This is a genomic window from Nocardia heshunensis (assembly GCF_054782115.1).
Genome location: NZ_BAAGTC010000002.1, coordinates 724,150 through 740,500 on the forward strand (window position 1 = coordinate 724,150; position 16,351 = coordinate 740,500).

Below are 16,351 nucleotides of genomic sequence, written 5' to 3' on the forward strand. Positions count from 1 at the left end.
ACGAGATTCATTGCGGGCCTTCTCCTGCGTTCTTTCGTGCCTGCCGAAGTCTGGCCCCGAATCTACCTGCCAGGTGGTCCGGTATCTCGGCTGTGCGTCCGATCAGCCAGCGACGGTAGAGCTTGTCCTCGTAATCGGGATCCTCCGGCGACACCCGTCCGTCCAGCAGCCCGGCGAAGGCCCGTTCGAGTAACGGCGGCATCGACCCGTCGCCGTCGCGATTACGTTCCAGCAGGTCGGTCAGGTAAAGGCCGATCAGGCGGCCGCATTCGACATTGAGCCCGGCCACGGCGGCACGCAGCTGCGCCGGGTCGGCGGGTTCCTGCCCGGCGACCCGATTCACCTCGACCTGCGCCTCGAACAGGCCCAGCGCCAGCGCCGCGGGCACGGCAACCACCGCGGTACCCGGGTCGAGCGGACGACCGACGGGCGCGGGCTGCGGCTTCTCACCGCTCCAATAGGCCCGGGCGGCACCGCCTTCGCCCCAGGCCAGGGCGGCATCGAGGCGGCGGAAGGTGACGGGTTTGGGGCTCGGGCCCAGGTCCGCGGCCTCCACGCGGACCAGGGTGCGCTTGGTCGGCCCGCCCGCCGCGATCACATCGTCGAGGCTGAGGTTGAGCTCGCGTCGCCGCTCTCGCACACAGGCTGCGAGAAACGTGGCGTACTCGGGTCGCATGTATACCGATTTTACCCGATTGTGGGCGGGACTTGGCACAATAGGTCAGTCGTTCTCTACCGATTTTATTGCGACGGGACGTCGGCTGGCCTAGTCTCAGATTCGCGGACGGCATCGACGGCCAGGGTCCGATCTGGACAGTGGAGGGGATGGATCGGCATGCGGCAGGTGGGTGTCGTCCGCCGTGCACGTTCCCGAAGCGGGCCCCGAACGACCCCGGAATGAGCAACGTCGCCGGGCGAAGGGGGGGAGTTGGCCCGGCGACGTCACCTATCGAAGTGGCCGAAGCCACCGATACGGGTCAACACTGTTCGGGGGGGAGTGAACAGGTTGCCCGGCCACGACTATACGGATACACCCCGGCCCCGGCGCAACCCCCCGGGGTGAAACGAAATCGACTGAACCGCAATCAGTTGCGATTCGTGATGTGATTTCGCGAGGCGTCAACGCGGAATGCGGTCCGTCGCTCGTGCCCCGCGCCCGGCTTGGCCACCGGCCCGCACGCCCGGCAGACTGGGGCGGACATGATCCTTCCCGACCTTCCCGACCTGCCCGTTCGCGCGGCTCTCGACGAGATCGCGGGCACCCTCGCCGACCGCGGCACCGCCGTGCTGGTCGCACCGCCGGGCACCGGTAAGACGACCCTGGTGCCGTTGGCGCTGGCGGCCGCGACCCCGGGCCGGATAGTGGTGGCCGAACCGCGCAGGCTGGCCGCCCGCGCCGCCGCCGCACGGATGGCCGCGCTGCTGGGTGAGCAGGTCGGCGGCACCGTCGGCTATTCGGTGCGCGGGGATCGTAAGGTCGGATCAGGCACCCGGATCGAGGTGGTGACCTCCGGGCTGCTGGTGCGGCGACTGCAGAACGATCCGGAACTGAGCGGGGTGGACGTCGTGGTGCTCGACGAGTGCCACGAACGGCATCTGGACGCCGACCTGCTGCTGGCATTGCTGCTCGACGCGCGCGCCGGACTGCGTCCGGACCTGCGGGTGCTGGCCACCTCGGCAACCGTTGCCGCAGACCGGCTTTCGGTCCTGCTCGGTGCTGCGGAGCCCGCGCTGGTGCTCCACGTTCGGGGTCGCGCCTACCCCGTGCAGTTCGACTATGTGCCCGCGCTGCCCCGGGAGCGGATCGAGCAGCAGGTGGCGCGGGTCACGCGAATGGCGTTGGCGAACACCGCCGATGACGTTCTGGTGTTTCTGCCGGGGGCGGGGGAGATCCGCCGCACCGCCGAATTGCTTTCGGGCCTACGCGATGTGGATGTGCTGCCGCTGCACGGACGGTTGGCCGCGGCCGCCCAGGACTCCGCGCTGCGACAGGGTCCGCGGCGCCGCGTGGTGCTGTCCACCGCCGTCGCCGAATCCAGCCTGACCGTGCCCGGCGTGCGTGCCGTGGTGGACTCCGGGCTGGCGCGAGTACCGCGCATCGACCACCGCCGCGGGCTGTCCGGCCTTGCGACCGTACGGGTTTCGGCCGCCGTCGCCGAACAGCGCGCCGGCCGCGCGGGCCGCGAAGGCCCCGGCCACGCCTTCCGCTGCTGGCCCGAATACGAGCACGCCACCCTGCCCGCCTACCCGGAACCGGAGATCCGCACCGCCGACCTCACCCGCCTGGCACTGGAACTGGCCTGCTGGGGCACCGCCGACGGCCAGGGCCTGGCCTGGTGGGACCCGCCCCCGGCCGGCGGCCTCGCAGCGGGTCGGGCCGTGCTCCGCGCCCTGGATGCGGTGGACGACCATGGGGCAGTGACGGATCGCGGCCGCCGCATGGCCGCCGTCGGTCTACACCCACGCCTGGCCCGCGCACTGCTCGACGGCGCGGCCGAGATGGGACCCCGGGCCGCCGCCGAGGTGATCGCCCTCCTCGACGACGACACCCTCGCCCCCGGCATCGACCTGGTCGCCGCCATACGAACCCTGCGCTCCCAACGCCCTGCCCGCTGGCAGCGCGAAGCCCAACGCCTGGCCAAGCTCGCCAGCCCGAATTCCCCTACCGGGAAGCAGGATACGAGTGTTTCGGGTGGCGACGATCCGGCGTTGATCGCGGCGCTGGCCTATCCGGAGCGGGTGGCGCGTCGGCGGGCGGCGGGGTCGTCGAGCTATCTCATGGCGGGCGGCACCGCTGTCACGCTGCCGCCGGGCAGCGGGCTCGGGGATGCGGAATGGCTGGCGGTCGCGGTCGCCGGGCGTGATCCCGGGCAGTCGGAGGGGCGAATCCGGTTGGCGGCCAAGGCCGATGAGCAACTGGCTCGGCAGGCTGCCGCGAATCTGCTGGAGACGGTCGACGAAGTCGATTGGCGTGACGGCGATCTGGTGGCGCGGCGGGTGGAACGCCTGGGTGCGATCGTGCTGTCGGAGCGGCCGCTGCGCGATCCCGATCCGGCGCTGGTGTCCGCGGCCCTGCTGCGCGGCCTGCGGGCCACCGGCCTGGACCTGCTGCGCTGGGACGACGATGCCCGCTCGCTGCGGCAGCGCCTGGATTTCCTGCATCGCGCGCTCGGTGATCCCTGGCCGGCCGTGGACGACGACACCCTGCTCGCCACGGCCGAAACCTGGCTCGGCCCAGAGCTTTCCGCCGCCCGCCGCCGCACCGATCTGGAACGCGCCGCCGCCGGAACCGCCCTGCGCCGCCTGCTGCCCTGGCCCGAGGCCGCCCGCCTGGACGAGCTCGCCCCCGAGCGCCTGGAGGTGCCTTCGGGCAGCCACATCCGCCTCGACTACTCCGCCGACCCTCCGGTCCTAGCGGTCAAGGTCCAGGAGATCTTCGGCTGGATCGACCCGCCCCGCCTGGCAGGCGGCCGAGTCCCGATCCTCCTGCACCTCCTCTCCCCGGCCCAGCGCCCGGTAGCCGTCACCGCCGACCTCGCCTCCTTCTGGCGCACCGGCTGGCCCCAGGTCCGCGCCGACCTCCGCGGCCGCTACCCCAAACACGCCTGGCCCGAAGACCCCACCACCGTCACCGCCCACCGCGGCACCGCCCGCAACGCCCAGCGCCCGGCTGAGCGATGACGCAAATGGGTCAGCTGTGGGGCGATTGCTGATGTGGGACTTGGTGGAATAGGGCGGGGTTCGGGGATGCTGGACTGCGGTGCGTCCGGCGTGCGGATGCGGATGTGGTTCGAAACGCCCGGTGAGCGGGCGAGAGGGAGTGTGGCGGCATGCGTGCGATTCGATTCGACGAATTCGGCGGGCCGGAGGTCTTGAAGTCGGTGGAGTTGGCGGTGCCGGAACCCGGTGCGGGGCAGGTGTCCATCGATGTGGCGTATGTGGGGTTGAATTTCGCCGACCTGCAGGCGCGCGCGGTCGGGTATCGGGTGCCGGGGCTGCCGTTCGTGCCGGGTCTGGAGCTGTCCGGCCGGGTGCGCGCGGTGGGTGAGGGGGTCGAGGGGCTGGCCGTGGGTCAGCCGGTGGCGGCCATCACCGACGGTGGCGCGTACGCCGATGTCGCGGTGGTCTCCGCGGCCACCGTGTTCCCGGTGCCGGAGGGCGTCGATCTGCGCACCGCCGCAACGCTTCCCACGGTGCTGCCGACCGCCTACGCGCTGGTGCACACCGTCGGCCGCCTGCAGCCGGGTGACACGGTGCTGGTGCAGGCCGCGGCCGGTGGCGTCGGCACGGTGGCCGCGCAGATCGCCAAGCTCGGTGGCGCGAAGGCCGTCTACGGCGTGGTGTCCAGCCCGTCCAAGGTGGAGTACGCGCGCGGCTACGGTTACGACGAGGCGTTCCTCAACGGGACCTTCGACGCCGATGTTCGTGCGGCCACCGGCGGCCGCGGCGTCGATCTGGCGCTGGATTCGGTCGGCGGTGAAACCCTGCGCCGCACACTGGAATCCCTGGCCCGCTTCGGCCGCCTGGTCTCCTTCGGCAATGCGGGCGGCGAGGCCCCGTGGCAGGTCGGCGCGAGCGATCTGCTCCCGCAGGGCCGCACGGTCTCCGGCTTCTCCATCCTGGGCCTGAGCATCGCCGCCCCGGACATCCTGCACGAAATCGCCGCCAAGGCTTTCGAATTGGCGACTTCCGGCAAGGTCGAGCTGCCGATCACGGCGGAGTTCGCGCTCGCCGACGCGGCCGAGGCGCACCGCCTGATGGCGGGCCGCACCTCCACCGGCAAGCTGGTGATCGCCGTCAATCCCTGAGCCGCCGTGGCGTGATCGCCAGCAGCACCGGGCCTTTCGGTCCGCCGCCTTTCGTTCCGGTGCTGCAGCCGGTCTGTGCGCAGCCGCCACAACCGGTGGCCGGGCAGCCCGATCCGATCTGCTCCACCGACAGTCGCCCCTTGCGGACCCAGTAGTCGACCATGGCCTGGGCTTCGTCGCGGGAGACGCCCACCCGCCGCGCCACCTGGTCGAGGCTGAATTCCCCACGGGATTCGGTGATCTCGGCCAGGACCCGGCGCAGCGGGCTGACGGTCGTCGGTGCGCTCACCAGAAGATCCGCCCGATCTGGAAGACCGCGACCGCCAGCAGCCACGCCACCGACAACTGCAGGGCCACACTCATGAGCGTCATGCGCATCCCGATGGTGTTGCGCAACACCGCGAGTGTGGTCATGCACGGCGTGTAGGCAAGCAGGAACATCATGAACGCCAGTACCGCGGGAATGGTGTGCCCGCCCGAGGAGTGCCGGAAGGTCTCGCGCAACTGGTCCGACAGCGGCGCGTCGGCGGGGCCGTCACCCGGATCGGCCATGCTGTACGACTGCGAAATGGTGGCCACCACGGCCTCTTTCGCGACGAAGCCGCTCACCAGCGCCGCCCCGGCATGCCAGTCGTCGAATCCGGCGGGCGCGAACGCGGGCGAGACCGCCGAGGACACCGCGCCCAGCGCACTGTGCTCGGGCTGCACCTCACCGAAGCTGCCGCCGCCCACCGGAATCGAGGCCAGCAGCCAGATACCGGTGACGGTGGCGACGATGATGCCGCTGGCCGTGGTGAGGAACCCGCGCATCTTCTGCCAGGTGTGCACCCCCAGCACGGGCAGGCTCGGACGGCGGTAGGGCGGCAGGTCGAGCACCAACGGCTCGTCGGCCATGTCGCGGAACATGATGGTGCGCAACAGATATCCGATGCCGACCACCAACAGGATGGAGGCCAGGTACATGGCGAACACGACCGTCCCGGCCTGGCTGCCGAAGAAGATCCCCGCCAGCAGCACGTAGACCACCAGTCGCGCATTGCAACTGGTGAACGGGATAAGCAGTGCCGTCAGCAGCCGATGCCGCGGATTGGACAGCACCCGGGTCCCGGCGATGGCGGGCACATTGCAGCCGAAGCCGACGATCAGCGGCAGCACCGCCCGGCCGGGCAGGCCGATGGCGCGCATGAGCCGGTCGGCGACGAAGGCCGCGCGGGCCATGTAGCCCGAATCCTCCAGCAGCGCCAGCAGAACGAACATGATCAGCATCAGCGGCACGAAGCTCAGCACCTGGCCGACACCGTTGATGAAGCCGTCGTGCACCAGTCCGATCAATGGCTGCGGTGCGTGCAGTGTCTTCAGAAAGTCCGCCGCCGCATCGGCTACCGGGCCGGTGAACAAGCCGCCCAGCGCGTCCTGCAGCGGCTTGGCGACCGTGGTGGTCAGCTCGAACACCAGCCACATGACGCCCAGGAAGATGGGGACGCCCAGCCAGCGGTGGGTGACGATGCGATCCACGCGATCGCTGCGCGTGGTGCGGTGCTCGGCGTCGGAGACGACGGCCGTGCGCATATCGTGAGCCCAGGCGTAGCGGCGTTCGGCGATGAGGATCTCGCCATCGTCCTCGGAATCCATTGGTTCGTCGCCGGATTCGGCCAGGGCGGTGCGGGCGGTGGCGGCCAGCCCGGCGGGGACACCAGGCGGGGTATCCCCGGCCAGCAGGGCCAGCGCCAGCCAGCGCGCCGGATAGTGTTCGGGCAGTAGTGGTTCCAGCGCCGCGATGGCGGTCTCCACATCCTCGCCCAGGTGCGGTGCGACGGGTGTGCTGCGGTCCGTCAGTGCCGCATCGACCGCCGCCGCGAGCGCGGGGACGCCGGTGCCACCACGGGCCACCAGTGGAACCACCGGCACCCCGAGCACTTTCGCGAGCCGCTCGGCGTCGACGGGTGCGCCGCGTCCGGCCGCCACATCGGTCATGGTCATGGCGACCACGGTGGGCACCCCGGTCTCCAGGATCTGCGACAGCAGATACAGGCTGCGGGCCAGATTGGCGGCGTCCACCACGGCGACGACCAGGTCCGGCCGGTCCGGTCCGGAGTCGGTGAGCAGGGCGTCGCGGGTGACGGCCTCGTCGGGGGCGGCGGGCAGCAGGCTGTGAGTGCCGGGCAGGTCCAGCAGGCGAATCGTGGTGTCGGGCGCGAGTTTCCAGGGGCCCTCGGTCACCTCGACGGTGGTGCCGGGCCAGTTGCCGACCCGCTGCCGGGCGCCGGTGGCGGCATTGAACAGCGTCGATTTGCCGACGTTCGGATTGCCGACCAGCACGACCGTGGCGGCTCCGGCCAGGGTCGCGGTGGACCCGGAGGACTTGGCGGTGGGAACGGAATTACCGGTGCCGCAGCAGGATTCACTCATGCGCGGATTCCCGTGCCACGCCGATCGCCCGCGCGGTGGCCCGGTCCACCGCGACGCGGGCCTCGCCGACGCGCAGAATGCGCCCACCGCACACGCCGATCGCGGACACGCTCACCGGTGCGCCCGGGATCAATCCCATCTCCAGCAGTCGCCTGCGCTGTCGACCCAGGAGTCGAAGCTCTCCGATCCGGAAAGTCTCTCCAGGTTTGCTGTCGATCAGCGAGCTCAAGGCGAACCTCTTTCAACCGGTCGTGGTGAATCCCGAACGATCCCTGGGAGCTGGAGCGTCTGTGCGTTAGGGGAACCTAATGACCAATTTTAAGAGGCTACTGAGAATTAGCTATACCGCGCTAATCACGTCCGGTTTGGGACATTCGTCCCTTTACTCGTCCTTGTCGCCGGCTCCGTTCGCGGCCGCCACCACGCGCCCGGATTCGATGGCGGCCAACAGGGATTCGTGATCGGCCACCGTCTGATCGGCATACGCCAGCGCGAATTCGCCCATGGCCTTGTCGAACACGTCATTGCCGCCCAGGTACGCCGCGATGGCCACCCGATCGCCGGAACGCGCGTGTCCGCGGGCGAGCGTGTGCCCGCACAGGCCCGCGTACTGATGCAGCTGCGCCGCCGACATGTCGTCGATGACCAAGGAGCCCTTCATGTCTCGCAGTTGCCGCCAGTAGTAGAACAGCCCGTCGGGCCCGGTCGCCCAGCCCAGGAAGATGTCACCGGCCGACTGGGTGAGCCGCTGCCCGTGCACCACCCGATGCCCCTGATGCCGGAACTGACTGGCGCGCAGGTGATTCGACAGCACCGAATCCTCGGCCTGCTTCACCTGCAGGAACAGTGGATCACCGGTATTGCGTCCGGTCAGCAGCGCGATGAAGCAGCGCGTCCCCACACTGCCCACACCCACGACTTTCATGGCGATATCCCGCAATTCGTACCGATCCAGCAGCACGCGCCGTTCCTCGGGCAGGGTCGCCCGATAGTCCGACAGCACCGAATTCAATTCCGTGTGCAGCTCTTTCGGCACGGGCATGACCAACGGCGGATCCGCCTTGATGCGCGGCTCGCCATCGGGCCCGGTCTCAGTGAGCTTGTCGAGCGCTTGCAAACTGGTCCGCGACCGCGCCTTACTGATCACCTTCTCGGTCTGCTTGCGATCCTTCGGCTTCAGCAGCTCCGACACCTGCTCCGCATCGACCTTCTCGTACCAGACGTCGGTCTCCCCGAGCGCCGCCAGCCGAGCCATCGCCTCCCGATAAGCCTGCGCGGCTGCGACTGCCGCCGAACCCGCCTCGGCCTCGGTGAACCCATTGGCCCGAGCCGCCACCGCCACACTTGCCGCCAGCCGCTTCACATCCCACTCGAACGGCCCCGGCAACGTCTCGTCGAAATCATTGACATCGAACACCAACGACCGTTCCGGCGAAGCGAACAACCCGAAGTTCGACAGATGCGCATCCCCACACAACTGCACCATCAACCCGGTGTTCTCCCCACCCGCAAGATCCCCCGCCATGATCGCGGGTGCACCCCGATAGAACGGGAACTGCCCCGCAGCCATCCGCGCATACCGAATCTTCACGAGCTCGGGAACCCGGGTCTCAGCCTGCTGCTCCAGGACCGACACCGGATCCACCCGATCCGCCGCCGCCTTCCATTCCCCCAACGAAGACCGCGGCACCCGCTTTCGCGCCGCCCGCCCGACCTCTGCCCCCGCCTCGGATGTCGACATCCCAAAACTCTAAAGCCCCCCATCAAGATCAGGGAGTAATCACTGCGGAATTCTGTCCGATTCTCCGCGCTGAGTACTCCCGACCTTGGCGGCGACTACCAGGGGACGACGCCGGAGTCGTCGAAGAAGCTGCCGGTGGGGCCGGTGTCGGGGAGGGTGGCCAGGTGGAGGGCGATGGCTGCGCCTTCTTGGGGGGTGCGGGTGCCGCGGAAGTTGTTGAGGTCGGTGGCGCAGAAGCCGGGGCAGGCGGCGTTGATGAGGATGTTGGTGTCTTGGAGTTCCTTGGCGTACTGGATGGTGACGGCGTTGAGGAAGGATTTCGAGGGGGAGTAGGCGGCGGAGAGGGGGCCGATCTCCGCGCCGGGGGCGGATTGCAGGGTGAGGGAGCCGACGGAGCTGGACATGTTGACGATGCGGGGTGAGGGGGAGCGGCGCAGCAGGGGGAGGAGGGCGTTGGTGACGCGGATGACGCCGATCACGTTGGTTTCCACTGCCGTTCGCACCGTGTCGGGGTCGACCTCGGTCGGGGCCTGCGGCATGCTGCCGGTGACTCCGGCATTGTTGACCAGGACGTCGAGGCGTCCGGCGCGGTCCTCGATCAGGCGGGCGGCGGCGGTGACGCTGGCGTCGTCGGTGACGTCGAGCGGCACCCCGAACGCGTCGACGCCGGCGGCGCGCAGCTTGGCTACGGCCTCCTCGCGGCGCACGTCGTCGCGGGCGCCGACCCCGACGGTCCAGCCCAGCGCGCCCAGGCCCGCCGCGATTTCGTACCCGATACCTTTGTTTGCGCCGGTGACCAGCGCGATCGTGTTTTCGCTCATGTGATCAATCCTGTTCCTGGACACCGGGGTAGCTCCAACACCGATCGGGTGGGCGGCCATACCCCAGGGGTATCGACCCTGAGTAGAGTGGCTACGTGGAGACGCGAGAGCTTCGGTACTTCGTCGCGGTCGCGGAGGAATTGCATTTCGGCCGGGCCGCGCAGCGACTCGGCATGGCACAGCCCCCGCTGTCGCGAGCCATCAGCCAACTCGAAAGACGGCTCGGGACAACGCTTTTCGAGCGCACCAGCCGCGGGGTGACGCTCACCGACCCGGGCACGGTGCTGCTGCAGGAGGGCCTGGCCGCCCTGGACGCGATCGAGGCCGCCGAACGCCGCACCCGCCGCGCCGCCCTCGTCGCGACCGGTGAGCCCGGGATCGTGCTGGCCACCAAGGCCGGTGCCTCCGCCGAGCTGCTGGCGAAACTGCTCGACGCCTACGCCGCGGAACCCGGTGCGGTCGCCATCGACGTTCAGCTCTGCGGGCCCGGCGAACAGGAACGCCTGCTGCGCGACGGCCGCGCCGATGTGGCGCTGCTGCACCGCCCGTTCGACTCGACCGCCGGATTCGACACCGAGGAACTCTCGGTGGAACGACAGTTCGTCGTCCTGCCCGCCGGCCACCCCCTCACCGGCCGCGACGGTGTGCACATGGCCGACATCAAGGCGCTGCCCGGCCTACCGATGCCCCGCTGGCCGCGCCCCGACGGTACTTACCGTGACGGCCCCGGCCCCATGGTTCGCGACCACACCCAACTGCTGCAGATGATCGCCCTCGGCCGAGCCTGCGCGATCCTGCCGGAATCCGCCCGCCCGCACCTCCGCGACGGCCACGCAGCCGTCGAAGTTCTCGACGCTCCCATGGTCACCACGGTCATCGCCTGGCCGACCCACAGCCGCTCCCTGCCGGTAGCCGCCCTGGTCCGCACCGCGACCCGCCTCTGATACCTCCCGGCCGAGCCGAAAATCGCCTGCCATACGATCGCGCTCATGGCTTCGCCCGACAGGAACACCGGCATCCGAGCGGTCATCACCGGCCCGACAACGGGATACAGCGGCCGGGCGATCACCCTCGACGGCAGTGGTTCCCGCCCCGGCAATGCGCCGCTCCGCTACCACTGGACGCCGGACGCGACCCTGCTGGCGAGCAATCCGGATTTTGAGCAGCAGGCGCAGAGCGCGTCGATCACGCTCGTCCTGCCCGAGACTCCCTTGCGAACCGTCCGCCGGGTAGGGCTCACGGTCTACGGCGCCGACAACGAGACATCGACCGAGGCTGTGCACAGCATCGCCGTCAAACCAACCCCGGCCTGATCGATCGCCGCTAGAACGGGACGTGTTCCTCGCCCGCGTAGGCGGGATCGCCGAAGGTGAACCCCCACCCGGGAGTCGTCAGCAGCGAAGCGGATTCGCCCGGCTGAAGCACCGCAACCTGCCGTGTCGGAGTACACGTGTCATCGCCGTACACGTACAGGGTTTCATTGGTGTTGTTGGTGACCGCCACCGCGAAATTCCCGACATAGGTCAGGCAGTAACCCGAATAGAAGTCGTTGTCGCTGAGAACCTTCGGAATCGGCGTCGGATCACTCGGATCGGCGATCACGGTCACCAACTGCCCGGTGATCCCGTCATACGCCGCAGCCTCGGGCGCGAGGACGAGCCCCACCCCGACGACAAGCGCGCAAACCGCCAACGATCTTCGAAGCATGCTGCACTCCTACATGATTGAACTATCAATCATTCGAGTGAAGCACCGCCCCGTCCCCGCCCGCCATCGAGCCGGGCACCCGTCATACTTCCGCCATTTCTTCCGAGGCAGTCGGGCAGGCTCATTAGCGAGGTTTATCGGTCCCTCCGAAGAACGCCATTGATCCCCACGTCCTGATCATGGAATCGTCTGGCAAGCAAGAACTGTCAGCATCCTGGAGAGGAATCGCGATGACCGAGTCGCTGCCCGCAACCGCCGTGGTCCGCGTCGGCCGGGTCACCTTCGACCCGAGCCTGTACGACGCGGTAGTCGAAGCCGACAAGAAGACCGCGGAATACCTGATCCCGGCCATCCAAAGCCTCCCCGGCCTACTCCACTGGTTCGCGGGCGTCTCCCCCGACGGCTCGCTCTCCCAAATCAGCGTCTGGGACTCCCAAGAGCACGCGTCGCAGATGGACGACCTGAAAGAAATGCGCATCCGAGCCCGCGACGAATTCCGAGCAATAGGCGTAACTTTCACCGCCGAGACCGCCACCTACGCCCACTACCCCCTCACCTGGACCATTTGACCGCCGAGCGACATCTCAGCGCCGGTCGAACTCGCCACCTTTGACTCCGAGGGTGAAGGCATCCCATTCACTGGGGGTGTAGACGAGCACGTGGCCCTCGGGGGCTTGCGAGTGGCGGACAGCGATGTCGCCGTCAGGGAGGAAGGCGACTTCCACACAGTCGGGACCGTTTCCGCTGCGGCTGCTCTTCTTGAAGTGCGCGTTGCGTACTCGTGGATCGGTGCCGGATAGGTTGTGCATGGACGCTATCTCCTTGGGCTGATGTCCCTGGCTGCATGGGTCAGCGGTGGTCGAACTCGCCGCCTTTGACGCCGACGGTGAAAGCGTCCCATTCGCTCGGAGCGAAGGTCAGGACTGGGCCGGATGGGTTCTTGGAGTCGCGGACGGCGATGCGGTCGGCGTCGAGGAAGGCGATCTCGACGCACTCGCCCTGGGGTTGGCTGCGGCTGCTCTTGAACCAGTTTGCTTGGGATAGTTCGCTATTCACGATCGTAGTCCTTTGCGAGTTGGGCAATGAGGATCTGGCTGGCTTTGACGTCAAGGCTGGCTTCTTTGGCGGTGCGATGGGCGCGGTCGTAGAACTCCACGTCGTCGGGCTTGCGGAGGTAGATTCCGCCGACCACATTCTCGAGGAACACCGTGCGCGGTTCGACGGGTTGCGCGTCCGCGGTGGTGCCGAAGTCGAGGATCACGTACGGCGGCATGCTGACTCCGCAGGGAAATCCCGCTTTGAAGGGGAGGATTCGAAGGCGGATGTTGTCGTGCAGGGCGCTCATCTCGGTCAGGTGCCGCAGCTGATCAGCCATGGTCGCGGGGCTTCCCACGATGTGGTGCAGGGCGGCCTGCCCGATGATCACATCCATCACAACGGGTTCTGGTCTGGTCAGGATGGATTTTCGGTGTGCTCGGATCTGGACGAGCCGCTCGAACTCGTCTGGCTCCGTGTCCGGCAGAGCCCGACGAAGGAGCGCCAGAACGTAGCTCGGTGTCTGTAGCAGGCCGGGAATGAGATTGGGCTGATGCGAGATCAGTGTTTCGGCGGCTGTCTCCTGCGCCACGTACACACCGAATCCCTCCGGGATGAGGTCGCCGTAAGAGTGCCACCACCAGTCCTTTTGGGCGGCTTGCATCGCGAGCCCCACTGCGCCGTCGATAAGGTCTCGACGGACGCCGTAAAGCTCGCAGATCGCCCTGACATCACGGGGATTCGGCTTGGCCTTCATCCCCTTCTCCAACCGATGTAAGGCGGTCTGGCTCATCCCGGGCACCTTCGATGCCGCCTTCTCCAGGCTGTAGCCCGTTTCCTCGCGCCACTGTCGGAGTCGGCGCCCAAGTTGGTGGAGTGGCAGTGTCTGGCCCACGCTCGGCATGCTGCTTCCTTCCGTTTCGAAAGGGCATTGGCTTCCGTTCTGGAACGATGTTCGCACGTAAAACGGGAGGTGTCATGGTGTTTCGGAAATTGTGAATCGCATCTTCCGATTTGAGCTGAGACCCGATCGACCGGACGGCGAGCATCAATCCATGCAACTTCTGGGAGATGCTGTAATGCGCTGGGACACCTGGGCGCTGTTGTCGATTCTCGGGCTCTGTCTCGCCGTCATCGTGTGGGCGGTGTGGGGGTCCTACCGCGAAACGCATCCGCCTGCCACGCGCTCACATCGCGGGCGGCATCGGGCGGTAACCACGAAGCATCCGAACATATTCGTATACAGCATCTTTCGTGCACATCGGAGCCGAGGGAGGGTGGCGTGACCACGGCGGAATTCGCGGTGCTGAATGTTCTTGGCTCTGCTGACCGGTTGACGGTGGGGCAGATTCAGCGGGAAGCGGTGTTGAGTGGGTGGAGCACGCGGAATGCGTTGGTGCGGTTGAGGGCTCGTGGGCTTGTTGTCGCCGGGTCCGGCCACGGGTGCTGGGAGATCAGTGCTCGTGGCCGGTTGGCGGTGGCTGCGAAGCGAAGGCAGTTCGGGTGAAGGTGCTTCCGCTTGGTATGGCTAGGCGGTGGTTGGGGTGCCGAACCAGCGGTGCAGGGCTGAGTGGAGTGATTCCTGGTCGGACGGGGTGACGTCGTCACTTGCCCAGGCCACGTAGCCGTCCGGGCGGATCAGGAGGGCGGCGGCCGGTGGTTCGGGGGAGGTTGCGGAGACGAGGGTGATGCGGTCGGTCCAGCCTGTCGCAGTGGTGGGGAGATCGGGGGAGCCATCGAAGGTGAGGAGGAGGGGGCGGGCGGGGCGGAGGAGTTCGGCGATTCGGGTTGGGCCGGTTTTGGTTTCGATGACGCTGTCCGGGAAGAAGTGGCCGGATAGGGGGTGGGTGTCGCCGACTTCGTAGCGGATGTCGGAGCCTGCCAGGAGGTGGGCGATGTGGGTGGTTACGGCCGGTAGGTGCATCAGTTCGCCGAAAAGGGTTCGGAGGGCGGTGATTTCCGGGCCGGGGGAGACCAGGGCGGCTTGGGAGAGGGTGTACATCATGACGCGGTCGGCGACCGGGTGGCGTTCGGATTCGTAGGTGTCGAGCAGGCCCTCGGGGGCCCAGCCGTGCACTTCGGCGGCCAGTTTCCAGCCGAGGTTGACGGTGTCCTGGAGGCCCAGGTTGAGGCCGGGGCCGCCCATGGCGGAGTGGACGTGGGCGGCGTCGCCGAGCAGGAAGATATTGCCACTGCGGTAGTGCTCGGCGACGCGGGTGTTCTGGCCGATGGTGCGGCGCAGGTTGTGGGGGCCGGGGCCGGTCGGCGGGGTGAGGGGGAGGGTGGTGCCGATGACGCGTTCGACGCTGTCCTGGAGTTCGGCCAAGGTCATGGGTGTCTCGTCGGAATACTGTTCGCCGCCTTCGAATTCGACGGTTCCGATGAGCGGCCGGTTCGGCTGGAGTTCGGCGTAGACGAAGATGCCGCGTTCGAGCCGATGGTGACCCAGGCCGAAGGTGCCCACGCCCGGGATCTCGATACGGCCGTCCCCGGTACGCATTCCGTCGGGGACGGTGACGTGGCCGGTGCGAGCGACGTGTCCGTCGGAGGTGACGCCGGGGAATTCGATGCCGGTTCGCTTGCGCACCAAGCTCTTTCCGCCATCGGCACCGACCAGGAAGCGGGCCGTCAGCCGGTAGACCCCGTCGGGCCCGGATACCGCGACCGTCACCCCGTCCGCGGTGGGCTCGATCTCGGTCAGCCCGTGTCCCCAGCGCAGCTCCACGCCGAGATCAACGGCGCGCTTGGTGAGGATCTCCACCATCTCCGGCTGCGGCTTGAGCACCAGGTGTACCGGATTCGGTTGCACCGCAGTGAGATCCAGCGGCATCCCGCCGAAGATATACCGCGGCACCGGAACCGGTGCGCCGGAGTTACCGCTGAACGACTCGTAGAGGCCGCGCATATCGAGTACCCGGGCGACCTGCCCGGCCAGTCCATTGGCTTTCGGCTCCAGGCTGGGCGCGGGTAGCCGGTCCAGCACGATCGGCCGGAGTCCGGCCAGGGCCAGTTCGCAGGCGAGCAGGAGTCCGTTCGGCCCGGCTCCGGCGATGACGATATCGGTGGTTGCGATGTTTTCGGGCATGGCAAATAAACCTCTTGTCAGCGAGGGTATTTCGGGATTACCGGCGCAGCGGCGTTGCTACGCCGGTGGTTCGGGCAGGCCCGCTTCGAGGGCCGCCAGCGCCTGCCGGAGCAGGTCGGTGACGGGGACGGGCGGGTCCGCGCGCACATAGGCTTCGAGTGCGGCGTGCTGTGCGGTGAGCATCATGCCCACCACCAGGCGCGGATACATGGAGCGTTCCGGATCGGTGCCGGTGCGGGCGGCGATGGCGGCGATCAGGTCGTCCTCCACGCCGCGCGACAGCATGGACCGCATCTCGGGCGCGGCGAGCAGTTTCTTCGACTCGTCGAGTTGCGCGCGGGTCGGGATACCCGCGTTCGGCGCGCCCACGTGTTCGAATTCGAGCGGCTCGACGAGTGCGGCCGTAATCGCTTGCCACAGTGGCGCATCCGCCGGGTAGGTAGCCAAGATCTCGACACCCCGCCGGACGCGGTCGAGCTGCCGGTAGGCGAGTGCGTCGTACTTACCGGTGAAGTAGTTGTTGAAGGTGCGGATGGAGACCCCGGCGCGCGCGGCGATGTCCTCGCGCGTCACGTTCTCCAACCCGAGTTCGAACATCAGCTGGAGGGCCGCGTCGCTCAAAGCCTTTCGGGTGTCGGCCTTCTTGCGTTCGCGGAGTCCGAGCTGCTGTTCTTCGGGCATGAACCCAGTATGCGCGAAACATGCCCAGCGGGCAATGTTTCCCGCTGGGCAATTTTCTGCCGAG

17 protein-coding genes are annotated in these 16,351 nt (G+C 68.0%); 5 read left to right on the forward strand and 12 right to left on the reverse strand.

The genetic code is table 11. The annotated features are described in order from the left end of the window. Window positions 1-7: 7 nt before the first annotated feature. On the reverse strand, window positions 8-676 hold the full coding sequence (locus ACYVN4_RS03425; RefSeq protein WP_460717728.1) for a hypothetical protein: 669 nt from the start codon (window positions 674-676) through the stop codon (window positions 8-10). Window positions 677-1,200: 524 nt separating this feature from the next. On the opposite strand from ACYVN4_RS03425, the gene hrpB reads away from it, so the two are divergent. Next, window positions 1,201-3,681, forward strand: a complete 2,481-nt coding sequence (gene hrpB / locus ACYVN4_RS03430; RefSeq protein WP_460717729.1) for an ATP-dependent helicase HrpB — start codon at window positions 1,201-1,203, stop codon at window positions 3,679-3,681. Between the two features lie 149 nt (window positions 3,682-3,830). Further along, entirely contained in the window at window positions 3,831-4,808 is a 978-nt protein-coding gene (locus ACYVN4_RS03435; protein ID WP_460717730.1) for a quinone oxidoreductase family protein, read from the forward strand. On the opposite strand, the gene ACYVN4_RS03440 is transcribed toward ACYVN4_RS03435, so the two are convergent. The 5 genes from ACYVN4_RS03440 to ACYVN4_RS03460 all read right to left on the reverse strand — a co-directional run bounded on the left by ACYVN4_RS03440 (window position 4,798) and on the right by ACYVN4_RS03460 (window position 9,779). Next, window positions 4,798-5,097: a FeoC-like transcriptional regulator gene (locus ACYVN4_RS03440; protein ID WP_460717732.1), complete on the reverse strand. Its 300-nt coding sequence runs from the start codon at window positions 5,095-5,097 to the stop codon at window positions 4,798-4,800. The two genes, ACYVN4_RS03435 and ACYVN4_RS03440, sit on opposite strands and share 11 nt — an antisense overlap. Continuing rightward, window positions 5,094-7,217 carry a ferrous iron transport protein B gene (feoB, locus tag ACYVN4_RS03445; protein WP_460717733.1) on the reverse strand — a complete coding sequence of 708 codons (2,124 nt, stop codon included), beginning with the start codon at window positions 7,215-7,217 and terminating at the stop codon, window positions 5,094-5,096. The genes ACYVN4_RS03440 and feoB overlap by 4 nt, the downstream gene beginning before the upstream one ends. Next, a complete protein-coding gene (locus ACYVN4_RS03450) occupies window positions 7,210-7,446 on the reverse strand; it encodes a FeoA family protein (RefSeq protein WP_460717734.1) in 237 nt (78 codons plus the stop codon). The genes feoB and ACYVN4_RS03450 overlap by 8 nt, the downstream gene beginning before the upstream one ends. 153 nt (window positions 7,447-7,599) lie before the next feature. Then, on the reverse strand, window positions 7,600-8,958 hold the full coding sequence (locus tag ACYVN4_RS03455) for a DUF2252 domain-containing protein (protein ID WP_460717735.1): 1,359 nt from the start codon (window positions 8,956-8,958) through the stop codon (window positions 7,600-7,602). Between the two features lie 95 nt (window positions 8,959-9,053). Beyond that, the gene (locus ACYVN4_RS03460; RefSeq protein ID WP_460717736.1) at window positions 9,054-9,779 is read right to left on the reverse strand and encodes an SDR family oxidoreductase; all 726 of its coding nucleotides are present in this window, start codon (window positions 9,777-9,779) and stop codon (window positions 9,054-9,056) included. A gap of 95 nt (window positions 9,780-9,874) precedes the next feature. Between ACYVN4_RS03460 and ACYVN4_RS03465 the strand changes: the two genes are divergently transcribed. After that, a complete protein-coding gene (locus ACYVN4_RS03465) occupies window positions 9,875-10,723 on the forward strand; it encodes a LysR family transcriptional regulator (RefSeq protein ID WP_460717737.1) in 849 nt (282 codons plus the stop codon). Window positions 10,724-10,768: 45 nt separating this feature from the next. Then, window positions 10,769-11,092, forward strand: a complete 324-nt coding sequence (locus ACYVN4_RS03470) for a hypothetical protein (RefSeq protein ID WP_460717738.1) — start codon at window positions 10,769-10,771, stop codon at window positions 11,090-11,092. A 10-nt stretch (window positions 11,093-11,102) separates the two neighbouring features. Here ACYVN4_RS03470 and ACYVN4_RS03475 read toward each other — a convergent pair whose 3' ends face one another. Then, complete coding sequence (locus tag ACYVN4_RS03475; protein WP_460717739.1) at window positions 11,103-11,486, reverse strand: hypothetical protein; 384 nt, start codon at window positions 11,484-11,486, stop codon at window positions 11,103-11,105. Window positions 11,487-11,716: 230 nt separating this feature from the next. Between ACYVN4_RS03475 and ACYVN4_RS03480 the strand changes: the two genes are divergently transcribed. Beyond that, a complete protein-coding gene (locus ACYVN4_RS03480) occupies window positions 11,717-12,055 on the forward strand; it encodes a hypothetical protein (protein WP_460717740.1) in 339 nt (112 codons plus the stop codon). A 15-nt stretch (window positions 12,056-12,070) separates the two neighbouring features. On the opposite strand, the gene ACYVN4_RS03485 is transcribed toward ACYVN4_RS03480, so the two are convergent. The 5 genes from ACYVN4_RS03485 to ACYVN4_RS03505 all read right to left on the reverse strand — a co-directional run bounded on the left by ACYVN4_RS03485 (window position 12,071) and on the right by ACYVN4_RS03505 (window position 16,287). Next, window positions 12,071-12,295 (reverse strand): DUF397 domain-containing protein, encoded by a 225-nt coding sequence (locus tag ACYVN4_RS03485; RefSeq protein WP_460717741.1) that lies wholly within the window; start codon window positions 12,293-12,295, stop codon window positions 12,071-12,073. 40 nt (window positions 12,296-12,335) lie between these two features. Further along, entirely contained in the window at window positions 12,336-12,542 is a 207-nt protein-coding gene (locus ACYVN4_RS03490; protein ID WP_460717742.1) for a DUF397 domain-containing protein, read from the reverse strand. Continuing rightward, window positions 12,535-13,425, reverse strand: a complete 891-nt coding sequence (locus tag ACYVN4_RS03495) for a helix-turn-helix domain-containing protein (RefSeq protein ID WP_460717743.1) — start codon at window positions 13,423-13,425, stop codon at window positions 12,535-12,537. The genes ACYVN4_RS03490 and ACYVN4_RS03495 overlap by 8 nt, the downstream gene beginning before the upstream one ends. Before the next feature lie 624 nt (window positions 13,426-14,049). Next, window positions 14,050-15,606, reverse strand: coding sequence for an FAD-dependent monooxygenase (locus ACYVN4_RS03500; protein ID WP_460717744.1), 1,557 nt, complete (start codon window positions 15,604-15,606; stop codon window positions 14,050-14,052). A 57-nt stretch (window positions 15,607-15,663) separates the two neighbouring features. Beyond that, the gene (locus tag ACYVN4_RS03505) at window positions 15,664-16,287 is read right to left on the reverse strand and encodes a TetR/AcrR family transcriptional regulator (protein WP_460717745.1); all 624 of its coding nucleotides are present in this window, start codon (window positions 16,285-16,287) and stop codon (window positions 15,664-15,666) included. Window positions 16,288-16,351 lie beyond the last annotated feature (64 nt).